Genomic DNA, 16,751 nt, shown 5'->3' with positions numbered 1-16,751 from the left:
AAATAAAATTATCCTTTATAATTGAATAAAATTTGAGCTAATGAAGAATTTATGGTTAGCAAAGTGTCAACAGCAAAAACATCTCAGTCAGTTCCCCTGAAGTTTCATATTTTGCTCGATCGCTCTGATGAAACAAAAATAAGTGCATCTTTTCTGGAACTTCCTAACTGCCAAGTAGAAGCTTAAACACAAGAAGAAGCTATAGAAAAATTGAACGAAATCTTACATACTCGTCTGGAAAAACTAGAGATTATTCCAGTAGAAATTGAATGGCAACCTTCTAAACAACCGGAGAATCCTTGGGTAAAATTTGCCGGAGTTTTTCAGGATGATCCTGACTTTGCTGAGATTGCAGAAAGTCTTAGAAAAGAGCGTTTAGCTAACGATGTTTCTAACTTAACAACACAACTAGAAGCGATGGCAAACGATCCATCTATTCAAGCTGAAATTCAGCAAATAGAACAGGAATGTAAAATCACTGAAATGGATGGTTTAACTGATTTATGACCATTCAAATAGAATTAAAAAATCACCCTGTTTGGCAAGATTTAACAGAAGTAATAGAAAACTTAGATGCTCACTCTTTAGTAACAGAACATCTAGAATTATGCGATTATAAAATCTGCGGTTATTGGGATGAAGAAGATAAATTTTATGAAGAAATTATCTTGCCTCGTTCCCTATCTGCTGAGTTAGTTAGTAACTCAATTGGTGTTACCAACAAAAAACGTTGGATTAAATTAAAATCCCTTCTCAAAGCTAATAATATAGCTGCACAAAATCTGGGATAACTAACTATAATTTATGATGAAAATTTGCAATTTTTAGATGAGAATTGGCAGATACAGCGGATTCCAATTTAGTTAGGTAAACCCACGCGGGCAAGATGCCCGCACTAGGAAAATTTAATTAGTTAATATCTGTACTTATTAAGCGAGAAATATTCTGTAATATTGACTCTATTTTTATTACTACTTTAAGTCGAGCGATCACGAAGCGTGGCGGATGCCTTATCGCCTTTTTTCCACAATATAAAATTAGGTAGCTATTTCCAGATAATTTTGAGGAATAGATTTGCAAAGATTAGTCAAAAAAATCGGTTTTTGTTCTGATGAAATTATGAAGAAAATATCGACAGGTATTGCTTTATTGGTAGAATATGGTGGTTAAATTTTCCTAATGAACTAAAAATTATTAATAGATATGGAACTTAGCTTTGATGATATAATTAAAGACAAATTCATAATAAATCTGAAAATGACATCTCCATCTAATCAACAAAAAGCGATCGGCATAACGGAACGAGGATTAACAATAACAGGAACTCGCATAACCATCTACGACATCATGGACTATTTAACTGCACAGTACCCACCTCACTTCATCCGCAGTATGTTAAGTCTCACCGACGAACAACTTCAGGCAGCTTTATCTTACATCGAAGCTCACCGTCCAGAAGTTGAAGCAGAATATCAAACGGTACTCCAAGAAGCAGAAGCACTCCAAAAATATTGGGAAGCACAAAATAGCACCCTATTTGCTCGCATTGCTACCACACCCACAAAACCAGGAACAGAAGCTATCCGTGCCAAACTGCAAAGAGCTAAAGCTCAACCCGATCCAGATAATACTCCTGTTGAAGAAATAAAAGCTAGTCTCAGAAGAGCATTGCAAGAAGCAAAATCTGAACAACGCATTCCCCTTTCTCAAATGTGGGAGGGAATAGATGTCGAATAATACTCCCTAACCTCAAATAATTAATAAATACAATAATTTAATCAACCAAATCTATCAACTAAATATGTCAGAATCAAAAATTATTACTATTGAACCAGGAAAACGCAGTGGAAAACCTTGTATTCGAGGTATGAGAATAACTGTTTATGACGTACTTTCTTATCTAGCTGCGGGAATGACTTATGAAGAATTATTAGAAGATTTTCCCTATTTAACAAAACAGGATATTTTGGCTTGTCTGAACTATGCTGCTGAACGGGAACAACAAACTTTAATAGTACCCAAATGAAACTTTTATTCGACCATAATTTATCACCTCGTTTAGTGTCACGTTTAGCTGATATTTATCCACAATCAAGTCATCTTTATTTTTTAGGATTAGACCAAGCTAACGATCGAGATGTATGGCAGTATGCTCGTGATAATGAATATATTATTGTCACTAAAGATGCTGATTTTTATGATTTGGTAATTTTGCTTGGTTTTCCTCCTAAATTAATCTGGATCAGGGTAGGAAATTGCACAACATCTGAAATTGAGATACTTTTACGTTCTCGGTATGATGATATTATAGATTTGAGTCAAGATGCCAGTAATTCAGTTTTAGTTCTATATTAAAAGAGAAGGTAAGGAAGTCAAAAATGTCATTAAAATCAACATCCCCCACAATCCTTGAAGCTGCCAAAGAAAAGTTAGTAAATCTTTCCCCGGAACGACTAAAAATAGCCCTAAATTTCTTGACTTACCTCCAAGAAAAAGATGAAATAGATGCCAGTTATTTAATGAAATTACCATTAGAAAAAAGACGAGAAATTTTAGCAAAGCAAGCAGAAAAAATGTTAGAACATTATCGGCAAAATAAAGAATTGCAAGAATTACAAACTTGGGATGAATTAGATGAGCAATGATAATTCACCACTTTGTGCTAAAATAATATAATTCTATAATCAAAAACAACCATGAACCAAACAATTAATGTCAGTGGTTTAAAACCAGAACAAATTGAACAAATACAAGCAATTATCGAGGCATTTCAAGCAAAAAATCAACTGGAAATTTTACAAAAATCTCAAACAAAAATAGGCAAAGACATAATTGACTATCTGACAGAAAAACCAATTAAAGTCGATGGCTTTTTAACCAGGGAACGATTATATTTAATGCAAGAAGCTAAGGGAATTTGGCAAGACCGAGAAAATATTCCCAATTTAGAAGAATTGAGAAAAGAATTTAATCGTTAATCATCCTATGACTAAAATAGAATTAAAAAATCACCCTCTTTGTGAGGTACACCCACGCGGGCCAGATGCCCGCACTGGGAACATTTAATTGTTAATATCTGTACTTCATATACTTGAAATATTCTGTAATATTGACTCTATTTTTATTGCTACTTAAGTCGAGCGATCGCGAAGCGTGGCGGATGCCTTATCGCCTATTTTTCAGAAGATAAAATTAAGTCACTATTTCCAAATAATTTTGATGTTGAGGATGTATAAAATTCAAACTAATATTATTCTGAGAAATTCCCATCTCTACCAATTTTTCTACTATTGATTCTTCCGTATCATTACATTGAATAATAATACTATTCCCAACAATATCAATATGTACAGCACATTGATGGATACGCTTATATTTGTACCATCCCACCCACAAAACCATATAACGCATTCTTTCATCATCAAAAATTAGCTCAATTTGCGAATCTTCATCCTTGAGATACTCATATTCACAGAGAATTTTTTTCACACATTGCCTGTAAAAATCTATTGTATTATCCATTGTAAATCTGACTCCGAAAAAGAGAAAATAATTAGTTTCAAATTGAACTTTTTAACCGCGATTTTTCCAACTTGTCGGCTGAATATGTTATCAAAAGCATCTATAGGAACTGCCAAATAAAGTTCTCGATCTGGCTCCTGTATTTTCAATAATTCTTCGTATATTCCATACTGGCCAATAGCTTTTTCCAGTTCCGTTACTTGGGAATCTGTAATAAAACTCTTGACTTCTACTGCTATTTTATCACAATTTTTTTCAGCAGCAATAATTCTTTCAGCACCTAAATCAATAGAAAGTTTAGGATCGGATTTAAGAACATATGGATCGTGATAAATCGTCCATCCTTCTCTGATTAAAGCAGATTTAACCAAATAATGATAAGTATCTTTTCTAGACATATTGAGTTATTTTAACTTTACCTATCAACTATAATATAATTTACCAAAACTACTATCATAAAAAAACAAATGAAAGCTATTGAAGTAACAGGAAATATTGATGAAAACGGACAATTATTTCTCGACCAACCCATTGAAAATTTACCTCCAGGAAAAGTGCGAGTTATCCTACTTTTTCCCGAAGTAACAGCAGAAATTGAACCCGATCCTGACGATACTCCTGTTGAAGAAATAAAAGCTAGTCTCAGAAGAGCATTGCAACAAGCAAAATCTGGAAAAACTAGACCAATTTCTGAAATGTGGGAAAGAATAGACGTTGAATAATACTCCTTAATATCAAATAACAAACAGGATAAATATATGCCACAAATCACCCTAAATATTCCCGATGAATTAATTTCACGCCTCCATTATTTTGAGAAAGAATTACCCCAAATTTTAGAATTAGGAATTCGAGAATTAAATGCTAGTTCAACTGAAGGCTTAAAAGGAATCGCAGACCTTTTAGAATTTTTAGTTTTCTTACCATCTCCCGAAGAAATTATTGCTCTGCGTCCTTCCGAAGTTTTGCAAAATCAAATCAATATTTTATTAGAAAAAAATCGGATTTCTGAACTTACTAATGAAGAAAAAAAACAGTGGGAACAGTATCAATATTTAGAACATTTAGTTCGTATTGCTAAAGCTAAAGCCTACCTTCAATTGAAACAAACAGAATCTCAAACATGAGTAAAACTAGGATTCCTTCTGTCTTACGACGGTTAGTTAGAGAACGTGCTAATGAGTGTTGTGAATATTGTTTAATTCCAGAAATTTTAACTTTTTCTACTCACGAAATAGATCATATTATTGCTGAAAAACATGGAGGCTTAACAGAGGAAAATAATTTAGCATTATCCTGTACTTTGTGCAATCAATATAAAGGAACTGATTTAACTTCTATAGACGCAGAGACTGGAGAAATTATTCCTCTCTATCATCCCCGCAAGGATGTTTGGTTAGACCATTTTTTATTCAAAGATGGTAGAATTATTCCCTCTTCAACTAAAGGGAGAGTTACTGTTCGACTTTTACAATTTAACCGCCCTGAAAGAATAGAAGAACGTCAATTATTAATTGAAACAGGACTCTTATTTTTTCCCCGGAGATAAAATTAGGTATAAATTGATAAAAAGTAGCACTTTGTAGGTTGGGTTGACGCAGGAAACCCAACAAGAAACTTGTATCTATTGGGTTGAATTTAACTTGCCAACTACGACATTATAACCAAAATAAAAATATGAAAAATTCTTTCCTACTACTACTTTTACAAAGATCGATAGTTCTAATTTTAGCAATACTTATATTTGCAATATATATCAATTTCCTGCAAATAAAAGTAGGTATTACTCAACCAATATTCATTCATAACATGGTTCAATCTAAAACTCCTGAATGGGCAAGATTAGTAGATATAAAAACTATTAATTCTGAGATTATTTTAGATATTCGCTATGCCACTATAAATAATTTCCTCAATCAAAAATTATACCCTGTAGCTAAGTGCGCTTTAAGAAAAGAAGTAGCAGAAAAATTATCACAAGTTCAGGCAGATTTAAAAACAATAGGATTAGGTTTAAAAGTTTATGATTGCTATCGACCTCTATCTGTTACAAAAAAGATGTGGGAAGTTTTGCCAGATTCTCGTTATGTGGCTAATCCTAAGAAAGGTTCTCGACATAATCGTGGTGCTGCAGTTGATGTAACTTTAGTTGATTTAAATACTGGTAAAGAGTTAGAAATGCCTACAGAATTTGATAATTTTTCTGAAAAAGCTTGGCGCAATTATTCAGGTAATAAATTAGAAGTTCAGAGAAATAGCGAACTACTAGCAGAGAAAATGAAAAAGTATGGCTTTGAACCATTAATAACAGAATGGTGGCATTTTGATGCCATAGGATGGCAAAAATTTGCTATTTTGGATGTACCGTTAGATCGGATTACTGAATTTCAAAAAATATAAATTATGGATTTCAATAATTTAGAATTAAGAATTTAGAATTTAGAATTATCTCTCCTTTGAAACGGATAGGATTGACTCAAAGGAAATTTTTTCTTTTTATTCCCTTAAAAGGGGAGGCTTTATACCACAATTTTTCGGTAAAAAAGTTACTAACTCAGGACTAAGGTATTAAACCCCCCTATTGTGGATAAATTCTTTTAAAGATGAATATTATTATATTATAAAAAAGTCCGGAGTTTGACTTTTAACTGGAGAAAGTTTATTATAGAGAACAACTAATTTATCAGTTAGTTACAAAGCAAAATATTAAATAGTCCTCACTAATTGTAAGCATTGAGCTATTAGCTGTCAGCTCTCAGCTATCATGATGGGGTTTTAATGAATATAGACTTTAAAGCCAGATTTTATAGTTAAGTATAAATTCTGCCTCAGTTAGTAAAGCTTTTATCTAAAACTAAAAGCAATATCTAATTGCTGATTGCTGGCGGCTGTTTGCGCAGTATTCCGCAGGAAATGCTTACCACTAATTCCGATTTTAATCAATTTTTATGGAGAACAATATGAAAAGTATACTACTAGAGCCAACTTATATTTTTAATGATGAAAATTCACTCAATCAAACAATTAACTTGACTGATAACTATGAAAAAATCCCCAGTCAGATTACTGAAAATCAAGATTTACCAGAACAGTCCATTAGTTACGGATATCCAAAGCAATTACAAGATAATCTTGAACCTTGGGAAATAATTCGGTTAATTAAACAAACTAGAATTGAGATTGCTGAATATGCAGAATCAACTATTATTGGTTCAGACAATAAATACGATAAAATTAAAGCCGAACTAGGGATGAATATTATTATTCCCAAGGGCAAAATTGAACAACTTAGATTAGAAGTTTCCTTAATAGGAGGTAGTGAGTCTGAACCAATAATAGCTGTAGATGGATTACCATCTGATTTATTTGATGATAAATATCTAGTTCAAGGCAAAGTTACAGTAGCAGTTGATAAATTACTAAAATTTACTCCTGTAACTGCTAATGTTTTAAATATGTTACCTGCTGATATTGAACTAGAACCTTGGGAATTTAATTTGGGACGCATGAGAGATGTCACAATTGATTTTTCCGGTGGATTAACTTCTCAACCAGCTTGGTTTTTTCAAGGTAATGGGATTAAAAATGATGTGAGAGTAGCTCTGACAATTAAAAAACCTAAAAACTTGCATAAAATTACTGCAGATGTACGGGCAGCTTGGATATATAAACCAGGTTTATTTCGTTCAGAAAAAGTCGGTAGTGATGTGAAAAATATCCTGATTTATGAAAAGTATTAAAGTAAGCATTCAGCTATAATTATTAATTGTTGAACTTCTTCCTTAGTCAAACAATATGAAACCAGAAAAAATTGCTCCTGGACTAATAACTGCCTGAGAAAACTATCAACAACAGGGTGAAAAAGGTCTCAACCTGCATCTGCGGTCATTAGGTATTATTAATAATCCAAAAACTTCTAAACCGCCCTTAGCATCAGTATTTATCCGCTGTGAAGAAAATGCTAATCTCAATCATCTCAGCGAGTATGGAATACAAATTAAACAGTCTAAAGGAAAAATTCGCACAGCTTTTGTCCCCTTAGAACATATCGGGCGTTTATCCGAAGAATCAGCGATCGATCGTATTACTCCTTCTCGTTACCTAAAAGCCTTATTAGACGAAGCAAAAAACACTATTGGTTTACCAAATTTTCAGACCAAAACTGGGTTAACTGGCAAAGGAGTAATTATTGGTATCATCGACAGTGGCATCGATACTACCCACCCCGCCTTTACTGGTAGAATTTTGCAGATATGGGATCATACCCTCTCTAATGATGGTAACTCCGAATATCCCGAAGGTTTAGAACTCACTGGCAACCTACCCAAAAGAATATTAGCAATGTCTCGCGACCAAACTGGTCACGGTACTCATATAGCTGGCATTGCTGCAGGAAACGATCCTGCCTTTACAGGAGTTGCCCCCGCAGCAGACTTAGTAATAGTCAAAGCAGTCTTGACATACTCCCGACGTTGCACTAACGCGGGATTCTTCAGTCAGAAAAAAAAGCTGACTGCTGTTTATACAGAGGTGATGTCCTCCCCCTGTGTTTAGAACAATCATAATCTATTTATTTGTAATTGTCAATAGCTATAAATGTATATAATGCAATATGCTACGTATACTACAAAGAGGAAATCCCCGATGAACAACACAGATAACGCCCGGCTTTCCCATCCCTCCGCTCCCCTCCGGGAGAGCGCGGGACTTCCCGCCGGGGGAGTTAAATACAGATATTGCCAATGCGATCGACTATATATTTCAGGTTGCAGATCAACTCCAAAGACCAGCAGTAGTTAATCTCAGTTTAGGAGACCACTACAACGCCCATGATGGTAGCGATCCGTTGTCTAGTTTCATCGATCAAGAATCAGGCCCAGGCAAAATTGTCTGTTGTGCCGCTGGTAACGAAGGTAACGTTGATATTCATGCAGAAACTATTGTGCAAGAAAATCAACAAGTCTGTATCCGTTTCCTCATACCTGCTTCCATCGACTCCAGTTCCTCAGAATGGCGAGCAGAATTAAATGGTTGGTACGCCAGCAGCGATAATATTGAAGTCGCGGTGCAATCTCCAGAAGGTAGTCGCACGCATTTTCAGAGTATCAGCGACAATGGTTACTCTAATAAAACACACCATATATCGGGGGCACAAGTACAGATTATTATGTACGGTCCGGAAAATACAGACAACGGCGAACATAGCTTCAATATTGAGATTACTCATGACCCTAATTCTGTATCGATCACCACTGGAAATACTGGTACTTGGCGACTTTTGTTAAATGGTGTTGCTATCAAACATGGAAAAGTTAATATCTGGAGTGGGGAAACCACAAAAGGATTTGATGTTGTATTTACAGGATATGGAGTGCAAGATTTAATTAAAATAGGTTCTCCGGGGGCAGCAGCTAGGGCCATAACAGTTGGTTCTTACACAGCACGACTATCCTGGCAAGATGTGGAGAAAAATTGGCAAAAGGTAGGATTAGATCTGAATACAGTTTCAGAATTTAGTAGTCCAGGCCCTTTGCGTAATGGTATGATGAAGCCAGATGTAGTTGCACCGGGAGCGATGATAGTTTCTGCTTTGTCATCTGCTTCTACTTGTTCGTCAATGATGCAAGTTGACCAGTTTCATAAAGTAATGGCAGGTACGAGTATGGCAACACCGTTTATTACTGGGTTGGTAGCGTTACTGTTGGAGAAGGAGCCGCAGTTAACCCCTGAAGAAATTAAGCAACGTTTGCATTCAAGTAGTTTTATTCCTGGAGAACCTGTTGGCAGTTTCGATCCAAAATGGGGTTTTGGTTTGATTAATGCTGAAAAATTATTAATAGAATAGGTGGTAGGTGTTAGGTCTTAGGTGTTAGGTGTTATATTATCTAGTTGCGACTAATATGGCAATAATTGACAACTATACAAATTCGGTATTAACCATTACGATGTAAAAATAGCACTGGATTGATTAACAAATCAAACGTTGTGACAAACATCACACAAACTTACATATCTGCTTCACTCAATATACACCAAAAAATCACCGTTGGTTGTACTATTAATCACCACCATATTATGAAAAAGAGTGGATGATTGAAATATGGAACTTAAGGTTGATATTATGCTTCAAATTAACTTACTTCCCGGTGCAATCAACGAAATTATGGCTTCTGTTGCCAAAAGTGGCTTCCTCACAAAATCAGACTGCTATGGCCTCATGGCTGCGGTATTGGACGAGTCTCTAAGCTCAGAAGACCTTTGTACTGTTAAGAGACTTTCATATTTTGTGTTCAGAGGATGGGTGCGAGTAGAATAAAGAGTTGACTTCATCAACGAATAGCGGTTCAATTCGTTAGCAAACACACATTATGTTATAATCAAAGAGAACCATCTAACTGATTAAATTCCACAAGATATTTGGTTTAAATGAACTTGTTGTTGGCGTAGCTTTGCGGAGCGCAAACCAAGAATCCTGGTTTCAGGATAATCTCCCCACCTTTAATTCAGAGAGTATGTCATTTCAGTTATCAGTTATCAGTACTTCTCTCTGCCTGTTTGCGTAGCATGACCTAGGAAAGTCAGAGGCTTGAAATATTGAACCTTATCCATTAATGAACCCATATACCTAAGTTTTAATTCTTTTTGAAAGTAATTGTTCTTCTAAAGCAGCAATTCGATTATAGGCTGCTGTCAATTGAGCTGTTAGCCGTTGAATTTGAATTTCTGATGTTAATTCTCGATCCATATTTTGACTACCTTGATTCATATAGTCATCATCTACTAGCACGTCTTTGTGTTCTAATTCTAGATCGAAGTCGTTATATTTTTGTTTTAGTTCATTGAGCTGTATCAGACTCGAAGTATTTTCTGTAGATTTATGTTGATTTACCTCCTGTTTAATTATAAAGGTTGATACCCGGTCGTTCAGTTTTTCAATAATTGTGTGTATTGCTTCAATTTTTTTACTCAAAGCAATAATTTGTTCTTGCAATACTTCCATATATTTCTTCACTACCCGAAAATTAAGTTTACATTATTCAATTTTAATCAATATTGAGTATAATTGGCTATTTTTTCCAATTTCTTAATTTTATAATAAGAATTAATTTCTTAACTAGACAGTGCAAAGTTCTTGGAATAACTATTGCTAGCTAAAGCTTTCAGCGATCTAAAGGTTAAAAAATTTTCATTCAGAGCTGTAAGTACTGTAAACCTTTTTCAGTAATACTTTCAGTCTTCAAAACCAATCGTTTTTTGGGAGAACTTTGTACTCTTCAGTTCTTAAAAAAAGATTAAATTTTGAGATGTTTAAAGAGATATTAAAGTCAAAATTCAAGAGTAACTCTCTACAGGTATATTATGAATTAGTGATGTAAAGTGATTGACAAAATACTTTACTTTATTTAACAGTAATTTTTCAAGAAGTTTAGAGGCAGAAGGGAAACTATAGTAAGCATTCAGACGTCAGCTATTAGCTAGTCTCCTGCGGAGGAGGCTAGCTGACTGCTAATAGCTGAATACTTACAAACTATACCCTATAGAACTGATTTGATAGCTATCTATTTATATAGTTAAAGATAGGGAGATGGGGAGATGGGAAGTAGGGAGCATTTTTCTACTTTATTTCTCCTATTAATATCATGTCCGGTTGAATAGTTAGACTTTGGCGGTCCGAAGGCAGGAGGCAGGAGGCAGAAGGTTTTCTCAAGAGTGTCACCTTAATTTTATACACGCTCCGATGCTACCGGACATGATATAACCCTATTGCTTTTGTCAGAGAAAAATATACAAATCCCATCACTGCTATAGCAATATGATTTGAGTTGTGAGATATTGGAAACTTTTAGGGAACACGGGATCTGGGTTCTGGGATCTGGGGACAGAGAAGAAGAAAAAACGTACTATATTAATATAATAATTGCTATATTCTATACTTTTAAGGAACACTTCAATTCTCACAACTGATTCCTGATTGCTATATATGTTGTGCGATCGCTATATTCCTCAAAATTTCTAACTTTTGACTTTTAGCTATTAAAGTATTCTTATAATTAGTTTTTCTATTTGACATCCTCCCCGGCTGTTAGGCACGGGGATTCCTACCGAGCCGTAACTCCTCGGCGGGTTGACGCCTCACAGGCTGCTGCTAACTTGGCGGTAGTCTTACACTTGCCTCCACGTCCGTTTTTTGTCTCCGAATGCCCAAGGAGCGACTAATATATTTATTGCTGCATTCTCGTCTAAGAACATGTTTTGCACCGCAGTTGAGACACTCCCATTCTCGCACCTTCAGGTCTAGCTTGCCACCTTTAAAGCCACAATTTGAGCAAATTTGAGAAGTAGGCTCCCAACGGCTAATTACTCTAAAATCACGACCGTATTTCTCAGCTTTTCCTTCTAAGAAAGTTCTAAATTGTCGCCAACCTAAATCAGATATAGCTCTGGATAGTTTACGGTTTTTTACCATACCAGAAACGTTTCCAACGGAGATGCTTCGCAAACAAATCTTCTAAAACAACTGTTTGGTTTTCACGAATTATTTTAGTAGATAATTTATGCAGAAAATCTGACGAGTGTATCTTTTAATTTAGCATGGAACTTAGCAACTCTAACCCTGGCTTTTTCATACCTTTTAGATCCTTTAGTTTTATGAGATAATGACTTACTTAACTTTTGATACTTCTTAATTCGTTTCTTTAGTGGCTTAGGAGCATCAACCTTTGTACCGTCACTAAATGTAGCAAAGGTAGAAATGCCTAAATCTATACCTACTGAATTATCAGTTTGAGGTAAGATTTCTGGTTGTATTTCTACTACAAAACTCAAGAAATATCTATTAGCGGAATCTTTGATTACTGTTACTGATGATGGAGCAGCAGGTAACTCTCACGGGCGAAACTATTTTCAGCTTTCCAATCTTAGCGTTGCTAGGAACTTTGTGTTGACCAATTTTAAACCCTCATGCATGTAAACCTAGCAGTTTGCTTTGACTTTCTAATGCATAAATTTAGGAGGTTTAACAGGTTTACCTTTTCTCTCTCCTTTAGTCGAACGGAAAAAATTTTGATAAGCCTGATTTAAATCATTTAAAGATTGCTGCAATGGTATAGCAGAAACTTCTGATAACCATTCTCTGTCTTCAGTGTTTTTCGATTGAGTGATAAACTGTTTTTGTAGTTGAGATAAGTTGGGTTTCTTTTCTCCCGATCTATACTTTTCTTGACAACAAGCTAGGCTATCATTCACTCGCCACACGAACACAACCAAATAGCTTTGCGCTCTCGGTATTTTTGTCCCGGTGTTGGATAAATACGATACTTAAATCTAGCTTTCATAATTCCTATCTGAACTAACAGTATGATAACATTTTTATTAAAAAAAGCAACTAAAAAGTCGCCCTAGAAGGGCGAGGCTTTAAACCCAATTTTTTGGTAAATTTATGACAGTAGAGATTCCCTTATTGCCTTTAGGCTTTCAATTTACTTCTCCTGGTCCAACTATTTTTGAATTGGGGCCTTTGGCAGTCCGTTGGTATGGACTTTTAATTGCCACAGCAGTATTAATCGGAGTTACTCTCTCCCAATATTTGGCTAAACGACGTAATGTTAACCCTGAATTATTAGGCGATCTAGTAGTTTGGTTGGTATTAGCTGCAATTCCTGGAGCAAGGTTGTACTATGTTCTGTTTGAGTGGGAACAGTACCAACAAAATCCTATAGATATGATTGCAATTTGGAAAGGAGGTATTGCAATTCATGGAGCAATTATTGGTGGAGCGATCGCTGCTTTAATTTTTGCGAGAATTAATAAAATCTCTTTTTGGCAATTGGCAGATTTAGTGGCTCCTTCTGTAATTTTGGGACAAGCCATCGGTCGGTGGGGCAATTTTTTCAATTCTGAGGCTTTTGGTAGTCCCACTGATTTACCCTGGAAGTTATATATTCCTCCAGAACGTCGTCCATCAGAATTAGTAAATTTTGATTATTTTCATCCCACTTTTTTATATGAGTCTCTATGGAATTTGATGGTATTTGGACTATTACTATTCCTATTTTTTAGAGATTTGCGGGGTAGATATAGGCTTCAGGTAGGAACTTTATTTCTTGTTTATATGGCAGCTTATAGTAGTGGACGAATTTGGATTGAGGGATTACGGACTGATAGTTTGATGTTAGGGCCACTGCGAATTGCCCAATTTGTGAGTTTAGCTGGAATTTTGTTGGGGTTGGCAGGTTTGGCTTGGCTATATTTGTTAAAGCGACCTTTACCTGATGTATGGCCTTCAGAGAATAGGTATAGGGAGGAAGAGATGCAGAAAGACTGAAATCTTAGTAATGAACATAAAAAGGTGGTGGTGCATTGTCCGGCAAAGTTTGTTACGAGGCACAGCAGTGGGAGTATCTTGTTCCTGTGCCAGGTATTCTTCATTTACAAAAAAAACGTGCAGTTGAAAGCCAAGTGGCTTTAGCCCTTGGATGAAAACAAGCGGGTCTTCAACCAACGTTGAGATAAAAAAAGCTCTAGACAGTAAGTCCAGAGCTATACCAGGGTGCATCTACCATTTCTTTTATCTGAATGTAGTTATTAACATCAGGAAAAATCACAAAATTAAAAAAATTTTTTGGCTAATACTAATAAATGAATAATACAGAAAGTCTTGAAGCAGCAGTCTACATTGTAGGGGCAGGTCCAGGAGACCCCGATCTATTAACAGTGAAGGCTTATAAAATCTTGGCGAAAGCAGATGTGATTCTATATGCAGATTCTTTAGTGCCTAAGCAAATTTTACGAGATGTACGTCCTGATGCTGAGGTGATTGGAACGGCAAATAAAACCCTAGAGGATATTTTGCCTCTAATGATAGACCGAGTGAAAAAAGGTTGTTCTGTAGTACGTCTCCATTCTGGAGATCCAAGTTTATATGGGGCGGTTTATGAGCAAATGCAGCTTTTGGCAGAGGCAGAAATTGATTTTGAAATTGTGCCGGGAATTAGCGCATTTCAGGATGCAGCAGCTAAGTTAAAAGTGGAGTTGACTGTACCTGGGTTGGTACAGACAATTATATTAACTAGGATTAGTGGAAAAGCTACAGGAGTTCCTCCTAGTGAAGAGTTGAGTAGTTTGGCTGCTCACGGGGCGAGTTTATGTTTGTATTTGAGCGCTCGTCATGTTTGGGAAGCACAACAAAAGTTGATAGAACATTACTCGCCTCAAATACCTATTGCAATATGTTATCGTTTGGGATGGCCTGATGAACAGATTTGGGTTGTACCTTTGGAGAAAATGGCTGTTGTTACTGAGGAGAAACAGTTAGTCAGAACAACTCTATATGTTATTAGTCCGGCATTGGAGAAAGTGGAAAAAGTAGGGCGTTCTGGTCTTTATAATCCTCAACATACTCATCTCTTTCGAGAGATTAGGTAACAGGTGAGGTAATGGTAGAGAGGGCGTTGCATAAATGCGGGATGATTTTAATACAGGACTTACGCAAAGACACTATATATAGCGCATGGTAAATAGAGCGATTGCTGACGCAAAGCTCCGCTAACGCTAGCTAATTTTTTATGCGGTCGCTTAAATTTTCTCACCAAAATCCAACTGTTAAAAAGTTAAATAACCTTAATTTTAATTGAAGGATATTTCAGTTCATTTATTAAATAATTAGACAACAATTCATATTTGATTTGGTAAATAGTTTTTCCCATTTTCCCTGCTAACCCTTTTAAATGATTCACTCGCCAGCATGGCACAAGCAATATGGTTTTTTTGAATTCTCGCCCTAGGACATTGACAAAACTCAAGTCCTGTTAATTGCTTAATTTCTCGGTTGATATCTTCTATTTTCCATCTAGTTTGTGACTCAAATTCTACATCATCTATAGAAGATTGGCTCAAGTCATTAGTGACAATATATTCTGTTCTGTGTAGCTGTCATCAGTACATCCACATGAAGCAATGATACCCATATCCGATATGGTGTACAGATTGTCGGGAGCCGGATGCACAGAAATGGGCACGTCCGGATCTAACTGGGAGGTGCGGAGTTAATAGCTCCCATCGACCCAACCAGATTTAGAAAAAAAACAAGCTACGAGTGGCAGAAAAATTATTTCCACACCAATCAAACCTACTCAACAAGAAAACAAATCTTTAGTTGAAACTTAAAATTATGTTCAGTTCACTTAACAACCACAATCAGATACTATAAGGACTTACCAGAAAATTGGGTTTAAAGCCTCGTCCATAAGCGGGCGACTTTTTAGTTGATTTTATTTCTATAAATATGTTATCATACTGTTAGTTTAAATAGGAATTATGAAAGCTAGATTTAAGTATCGTATATATCCAACACCGGGACAAAAATACCGATTAGCCAAGCTATTTGGTTGTGTTCGTGTGGCGAGTGAATGATAGTCTAGCTTGCTGCCAACAAAAGTATAAATCAGGAGAAAAGAAACCTAACTTATCTGAACTACAAAAACAGTTTATAACTCAAGCTAAGAAGGCTGAATATAGAGAATGGTTATCAGAAGTTTCTGCTATACCATTGCAGCAATCTTTGAATGATTTAAACCAGGCGTTGCTCTAACTTTTTCAAATCGACTAAAGGTGAGAGAAAAGGTAGACCTGTTAAACCTCCTAAATTTAAGAGTAGAAAGTCAAAGCAAACTGCTAGGTTTACACTCGTGAGGATTTAAAGTTGGTCAACATAAAATCTATTTAGCCAAGATAGGAAAGCTGAAAATTGTATGGTCAAGAGAGTTACCTGCTGCTCCATCATCAGTAACAGTAATCAAAGATTCCGCTCATAGATATTTCTTGAGTTTTGTAGTAGAAATACAACCAGAAATATTACCTAAAACTGATAATTCAGTAGGCATAGATTTAGGTATTAAAACTTTTGCTACATTTAGTGACGGTACAAAGATTGATGCACCAAAACCACTCAAAAAACGAATTAAGAAGTTAAGAAAGTTAAGTAAGCCATTATCTCATAAAACTAAAGGCTCTAAAAGGTATGAAAAAGCCAGGGTTAGAGTAGCTAAATTACATGCCAAGCTGAAAGATACAAGGACTGATTTTCTACATAAATTATCTACTAAAATAATTCGTGAAAACCAAACAATTGTTTTAGAAGTATAACAACGTTTCTGGAATGGTTAAAAACCGTAAATTATCCAGAGCAATTTCTGATTTAGGTTGGAGACAATTCCGGACATTCTTAGAAG

General features: G+C 35.6%; 28 protein-coding genes and 1 pseudogene. 21 read left to right on the top strand and 8 right to left on the bottom strand.

What is annotated here, in order from left to right; translation table 11 throughout:
- The first annotated feature begins 51 nt into the window (after positions 1 to 51).
- The 8 genes and pseudogenes from F6K54_RS03695 (at position 52) to F6K54_RS03660 (ending at position 2,978) form a co-directional block, all read left to right on the top strand.
- The gene (locus F6K54_RS03695) at positions 52 to 186 is read left to right on the top strand and encodes a hypothetical protein (RefSeq protein WP_293074609.1); all 135 of its coding nucleotides are present in this window, start codon (positions 52 to 54) and stop codon (positions 184 to 186) included.
- A gap of 24 nt (positions 187 to 210) precedes the next feature.
- Complete coding sequence (locus F6K54_RS03690; protein WP_293074606.1) at positions 211 to 507, top strand: hypothetical protein; 297 nt, start codon at positions 211 to 213, stop codon at positions 505 to 507.
- Entirely contained in the window at positions 504 to 791 is a 288-nt protein-coding gene (locus F6K54_RS03685) for a hypothetical protein (RefSeq protein WP_293074603.1), read from the top strand. Before F6K54_RS03690 ends, F6K54_RS03685 begins: the two co-directional genes overlap by 4 nt.
- Positions 792 to 1,203: 412 nt before the next feature.
- Positions 1,204 to 1,425 (top strand): annotated as a pseudogene (locus F6K54_RS43700) (DUF433 domain-containing protein); the annotation flags it as partial.
- Between the two features lie 376 nt (positions 1,426 to 1,801).
- On the top strand, positions 1,802 to 2,026 hold the full coding sequence (locus F6K54_RS03675; protein ID WP_293074600.1) for a DUF433 domain-containing protein: 225 nt from the start codon (positions 1,802 to 1,804) through the stop codon (positions 2,024 to 2,026).
- Positions 2,023 to 2,355 (top strand): DUF5615 family PIN-like protein, encoded by a 333-nt coding sequence (locus F6K54_RS03670; protein ID WP_293074598.1) that lies wholly within the window; start codon positions 2,023 to 2,025, stop codon positions 2,353 to 2,355. Before F6K54_RS03675 ends, F6K54_RS03670 begins: the two co-directional genes overlap by 4 nt.
- Before the next feature lie 23 nt (positions 2,356 to 2,378).
- Positions 2,379 to 2,645 (top strand): hypothetical protein, encoded by a 267-nt coding sequence (locus F6K54_RS03665; protein WP_293074595.1) that lies wholly within the window; start codon positions 2,379 to 2,381, stop codon positions 2,643 to 2,645.
- A gap of 51 nt (positions 2,646 to 2,696) precedes the next feature.
- Positions 2,697 to 2,978: a hypothetical protein gene (locus F6K54_RS03660; protein WP_293074593.1), complete on the top strand. Its 282-nt coding sequence runs from the start codon at positions 2,697 to 2,699 to the stop codon at positions 2,976 to 2,978.
- 214 nt (positions 2,979 to 3,192) lie between these two features.
- Here F6K54_RS03660 and F6K54_RS03655 read toward each other — a convergent pair whose 3' ends face one another.
- Together F6K54_RS03655 and F6K54_RS03650 are read right to left on the bottom strand one after the other, a co-directional pair.
- Complete coding sequence (locus F6K54_RS03655; protein ID WP_293074590.1) at positions 3,193 to 3,522, bottom strand: XisI protein; 330 nt, start codon at positions 3,520 to 3,522, stop codon at positions 3,193 to 3,195.
- Complete coding sequence (locus F6K54_RS03650; RefSeq protein WP_293074588.1) at positions 3,507 to 3,920, bottom strand: element excision factor XisH family protein; 414 nt, start codon at positions 3,918 to 3,920, stop codon at positions 3,507 to 3,509. Before F6K54_RS03650 ends, F6K54_RS03655 begins: the two co-directional genes overlap by 16 nt.
- A gap of 69 nt (positions 3,921 to 3,989) precedes the next feature.
- Between F6K54_RS03650 and F6K54_RS03645 the strand changes: the two genes are divergently transcribed.
- The 8 genes from F6K54_RS03645 to F6K54_RS03610 all read left to right on the top strand — a co-directional run bounded on the left by F6K54_RS03645 (position 3,990) and on the right by F6K54_RS03610 (position 9,838).
- The gene (locus tag F6K54_RS03645; RefSeq protein ID WP_293074585.1) at positions 3,990 to 4,244 is read left to right on the top strand and encodes a hypothetical protein; all 255 of its coding nucleotides are present in this window, start codon (positions 3,990 to 3,992) and stop codon (positions 4,242 to 4,244) included.
- 36 nt (positions 4,245 to 4,280) lie between these two features.
- A complete protein-coding gene (locus tag F6K54_RS03640) occupies positions 4,281 to 4,649 on the top strand; it encodes a hypothetical protein (protein ID WP_293074582.1) in 369 nt (122 codons plus the stop codon).
- Positions 4,646 to 5,071: an HNH endonuclease gene (locus F6K54_RS03635; RefSeq protein ID WP_293074579.1), complete on the top strand. Its 426-nt coding sequence runs from the start codon at positions 4,646 to 4,648 to the stop codon at positions 5,069 to 5,071. The genes F6K54_RS03640 and F6K54_RS03635 overlap by 4 nt, the downstream gene beginning before the upstream one ends.
- A gap of 128 nt (positions 5,072 to 5,199) precedes the next feature.
- The gene (locus F6K54_RS03630) at positions 5,200 to 5,922 is read left to right on the top strand and encodes a M15 family metallopeptidase (protein WP_293074576.1); all 723 of its coding nucleotides are present in this window, start codon (positions 5,200 to 5,202) and stop codon (positions 5,920 to 5,922) included.
- A 560-nt stretch (positions 5,923 to 6,482) separates the two neighbouring features.
- Positions 6,483 to 7,262 (top strand): hypothetical protein, encoded by a 780-nt coding sequence (locus F6K54_RS03625; RefSeq protein ID WP_293074573.1) that lies wholly within the window; start codon positions 6,483 to 6,485, stop codon positions 7,260 to 7,262.
- A gap of 133 nt (positions 7,263 to 7,395) precedes the next feature.
- Positions 7,396 to 8,076, top strand: coding sequence for a S8 family serine peptidase (locus F6K54_RS42670; RefSeq protein ID WP_366558050.1), 681 nt, complete (start codon positions 7,396 to 7,398; stop codon positions 8,074 to 8,076).
- Positions 8,077 to 8,179: 103 nt separating this feature from the next.
- Positions 8,180 to 9,367 (top strand): S8 family serine peptidase, encoded by a 1,188-nt coding sequence (locus tag F6K54_RS03615; protein ID WP_366558049.1) that lies wholly within the window; start codon positions 8,180 to 8,182, stop codon positions 9,365 to 9,367.
- 276 nt (positions 9,368 to 9,643) lie between these two features.
- On the top strand, positions 9,644 to 9,838 hold the full coding sequence (locus F6K54_RS03610; RefSeq protein ID WP_293074567.1) for a hypothetical protein: 195 nt from the start codon (positions 9,644 to 9,646) through the stop codon (positions 9,836 to 9,838).
- Positions 9,839 to 10,147: 309 nt separating this feature from the next.
- Here F6K54_RS03610 and F6K54_RS03605 read toward each other — a convergent pair whose 3' ends face one another.
- The 5 genes from F6K54_RS03605 to F6K54_RS03585 all read right to left on the bottom strand — a co-directional run bounded on the left by F6K54_RS03605 (position 10,148) and on the right by F6K54_RS03585 (position 12,857).
- Entirely contained in the window at positions 10,148 to 10,522 is a 375-nt protein-coding gene (locus F6K54_RS03605) for a hypothetical protein (RefSeq protein ID WP_293074564.1), read from the bottom strand.
- A gap of 1,146 nt (positions 10,523 to 11,668) precedes the next feature.
- On the bottom strand, positions 11,669 to 11,989 hold the full coding sequence (locus tag F6K54_RS03600) for a transposase (RefSeq protein ID WP_293074561.1): 321 nt from the start codon (positions 11,987 to 11,989) through the stop codon (positions 11,669 to 11,671).
- A gap of 86 nt (positions 11,990 to 12,075) precedes the next feature.
- Complete coding sequence (locus tag F6K54_RS03595; RefSeq protein ID WP_293074559.1) at positions 12,076 to 12,348, bottom strand: transposase; 273 nt, start codon at positions 12,346 to 12,348, stop codon at positions 12,076 to 12,078.
- A 168-nt stretch (positions 12,349 to 12,516) separates the two neighbouring features.
- Positions 12,517 to 12,777, bottom strand: a complete 261-nt coding sequence (locus tag F6K54_RS03590) for a hypothetical protein (protein ID WP_293074557.1) — start codon at positions 12,775 to 12,777, stop codon at positions 12,517 to 12,519.
- Complete coding sequence (locus tag F6K54_RS03585; RefSeq protein WP_293074555.1) at positions 12,765 to 12,857, bottom strand: helix-turn-helix domain-containing protein; 93 nt, start codon at positions 12,855 to 12,857, stop codon at positions 12,765 to 12,767. The genes F6K54_RS03590 and F6K54_RS03585 overlap by 13 nt, the downstream gene beginning before the upstream one ends.
- A 104-nt stretch (positions 12,858 to 12,961) precedes the next feature.
- Here F6K54_RS03585 and lgt point away from each other — a divergent pair, with 104 nt between their 5' ends.
- Positions 12,962 to 13,846 (top strand): prolipoprotein diacylglyceryl transferase, encoded by an 885-nt coding sequence (gene lgt, locus F6K54_RS03580; RefSeq protein WP_293074552.1) that lies wholly within the window; start codon positions 12,962 to 12,964, stop codon positions 13,844 to 13,846.
- Between the two features lie 314 nt (positions 13,847 to 14,160).
- Positions 14,161 to 14,946 carry a precorrin-4 C(11)-methyltransferase gene (cobM, locus tag F6K54_RS03575; RefSeq protein WP_293074550.1) on the top strand — a complete coding sequence of 262 codons (786 nt, stop codon included), beginning with the start codon at positions 14,161 to 14,163 and terminating at the stop codon, positions 14,944 to 14,946.
- A 249-nt stretch (positions 14,947 to 15,195) separates the two neighbouring features.
- Here the strand turns inward: cobM and F6K54_RS03570 are convergent, their stop codons facing one another.
- Positions 15,196 to 15,417 carry a hypothetical protein gene (locus F6K54_RS03570; protein WP_293074547.1) on the bottom strand — a complete coding sequence of 74 codons (222 nt, stop codon included), beginning with the start codon at positions 15,415 to 15,417 and terminating at the stop codon, positions 15,196 to 15,198.
- A gap of 420 nt (positions 15,418 to 15,837) precedes the next feature.
- Between F6K54_RS03570 and F6K54_RS42665 the strand changes: the two genes are divergently transcribed.
- The 3 genes from F6K54_RS42665 to F6K54_RS42655 all read left to right on the top strand — a co-directional run bounded on the left by F6K54_RS42665 (position 15,838) and on the right by F6K54_RS42655 (position 16,665).
- On the top strand, positions 15,838 to 15,933 hold the full coding sequence (locus tag F6K54_RS42665; RefSeq protein ID WP_202223267.1) for a helix-turn-helix domain-containing protein: 96 nt from the start codon (positions 15,838 to 15,840) through the stop codon (positions 15,931 to 15,933).
- Complete coding sequence (locus tag F6K54_RS42660; protein ID WP_366558045.1) at positions 15,917 to 16,111, top strand: hypothetical protein; 195 nt, start codon at positions 15,917 to 15,919, stop codon at positions 16,109 to 16,111. Before F6K54_RS42665 ends, F6K54_RS42660 begins: the two co-directional genes overlap by 17 nt.
- Positions 16,112 to 16,236: 125 nt before the next feature.
- Positions 16,237 to 16,665 carry a transposase gene (locus F6K54_RS42655; RefSeq protein WP_366558048.1) on the top strand — a complete coding sequence of 143 codons (429 nt, stop codon included), beginning with the start codon at positions 16,237 to 16,239 and terminating at the stop codon, positions 16,663 to 16,665.
- The last annotated feature ends 86 nt before the right edge of the window (positions 16,666 to 16,751 follow it).

The sequence above is a fragment of the Okeania sp. SIO3B5 genome (assembly GCF_010692555.1).
Taxonomy (GTDB): domain Bacteria; phylum Cyanobacteriota; class Cyanobacteriia; order Cyanobacteriales; family Microcoleaceae; genus Okeania.
Note: the sequence above shows the minus strand (reverse complement) of the source record. Positions and strands in the feature narration are given on the sequence as shown.

Excerpts from the sequence above, each read along its gene's own strand:
- F6K54_RS03695 (WP_293074609.1), top strand. The coding sequence starts at position 52 with ATGGTTAGCAAAGTGTCAACAGCAAAAACATCTCAGTCAGTTCCCCTG.
- F6K54_RS03685 (WP_293074603.1), top strand. The coding sequence starts at position 504 with ATGACCATTCAAATAGAATTAAAAAATCACCCTGTTTGGCAAGATTTA.
- F6K54_RS03675 (WP_293074600.1), top strand. The coding sequence starts at position 1,802 with ATGTCAGAATCAAAAATTATTACTATTGAACCAGGAAAACGCAGTGGA.
- F6K54_RS03670 (WP_293074598.1), top strand. The coding sequence starts at position 2,023 with ATGAAACTTTTATTCGACCATAATTTATCACCTCGTTTAGTGTCACGT.
- F6K54_RS03665 (WP_293074595.1), top strand. The coding sequence starts at position 2,379 with ATGTCATTAAAATCAACATCCCCCACAATCCTTGAAGCTGCCAAAGAA.
- F6K54_RS03660 (WP_293074593.1), top strand. The coding sequence starts at position 2,697 with ATGAACCAAACAATTAATGTCAGTGGTTTAAAACCAGAACAAATTGAA.
- F6K54_RS03655 (WP_293074590.1), bottom strand. The coding sequence starts at position 3,522 with ATGGATAATACAATAGATTTTTACAGGCAATGTGTGAAAAAAATTCTC.
- F6K54_RS03650 (WP_293074588.1), bottom strand. The coding sequence starts at position 3,920 with ATGTCTAGAAAAGATACTTATCATTATTTGGTTAAATCTGCTTTAATC.
- F6K54_RS03645 (WP_293074585.1), top strand. The coding sequence starts at position 3,990 with ATGAAAGCTATTGAAGTAACAGGAAATATTGATGAAAACGGACAATTA.
- F6K54_RS03640 (WP_293074582.1), top strand. The coding sequence starts at position 4,281 with ATGCCACAAATCACCCTAAATATTCCCGATGAATTAATTTCACGCCTC.
- F6K54_RS03635 (WP_293074579.1), top strand. The coding sequence starts at position 4,646 with ATGAGTAAAACTAGGATTCCTTCTGTCTTACGACGGTTAGTTAGAGAA.
- F6K54_RS03630 (WP_293074576.1), top strand. The coding sequence starts at position 5,200 with ATGAAAAATTCTTTCCTACTACTACTTTTACAAAGATCGATAGTTCTA.
- F6K54_RS03625 (WP_293074573.1), top strand. The coding sequence starts at position 6,483 with ATGAAAAGTATACTACTAGAGCCAACTTATATTTTTAATGATGAAAAT.
- F6K54_RS03610 (WP_293074567.1), top strand. The coding sequence starts at position 9,644 with ATGCTTCAAATTAACTTACTTCCCGGTGCAATCAACGAAATTATGGCT.
- F6K54_RS03605 (WP_293074564.1), bottom strand. The coding sequence starts at position 10,522 with ATGGAAGTATTGCAAGAACAAATTATTGCTTTGAGTAAAAAAATTGAA.
- F6K54_RS03600 (WP_293074561.1), bottom strand. The coding sequence starts at position 11,989 with ATGGTAAAAAACCGTAAACTATCCAGAGCTATATCTGATTTAGGTTGG.
- F6K54_RS03585 (WP_293074555.1), bottom strand. The coding sequence starts at position 12,857 with ATGAAAGCTAGATTTAAGTATCGTATTTATCCAACACCGGGACAAAAA.
- lgt (WP_293074552.1), top strand. The coding sequence starts at position 12,962 with ATGACAGTAGAGATTCCCTTATTGCCTTTAGGCTTTCAATTTACTTCT.
- cobM (WP_293074550.1), top strand. The coding sequence starts at position 14,161 with ATGAATAATACAGAAAGTCTTGAAGCAGCAGTCTACATTGTAGGGGCA.
- F6K54_RS42665 (WP_202223267.1), top strand. The coding sequence starts at position 15,838 with ATGAAAGCTAGATTTAAGTATCGTATATATCCAACACCGGGACAAAAA.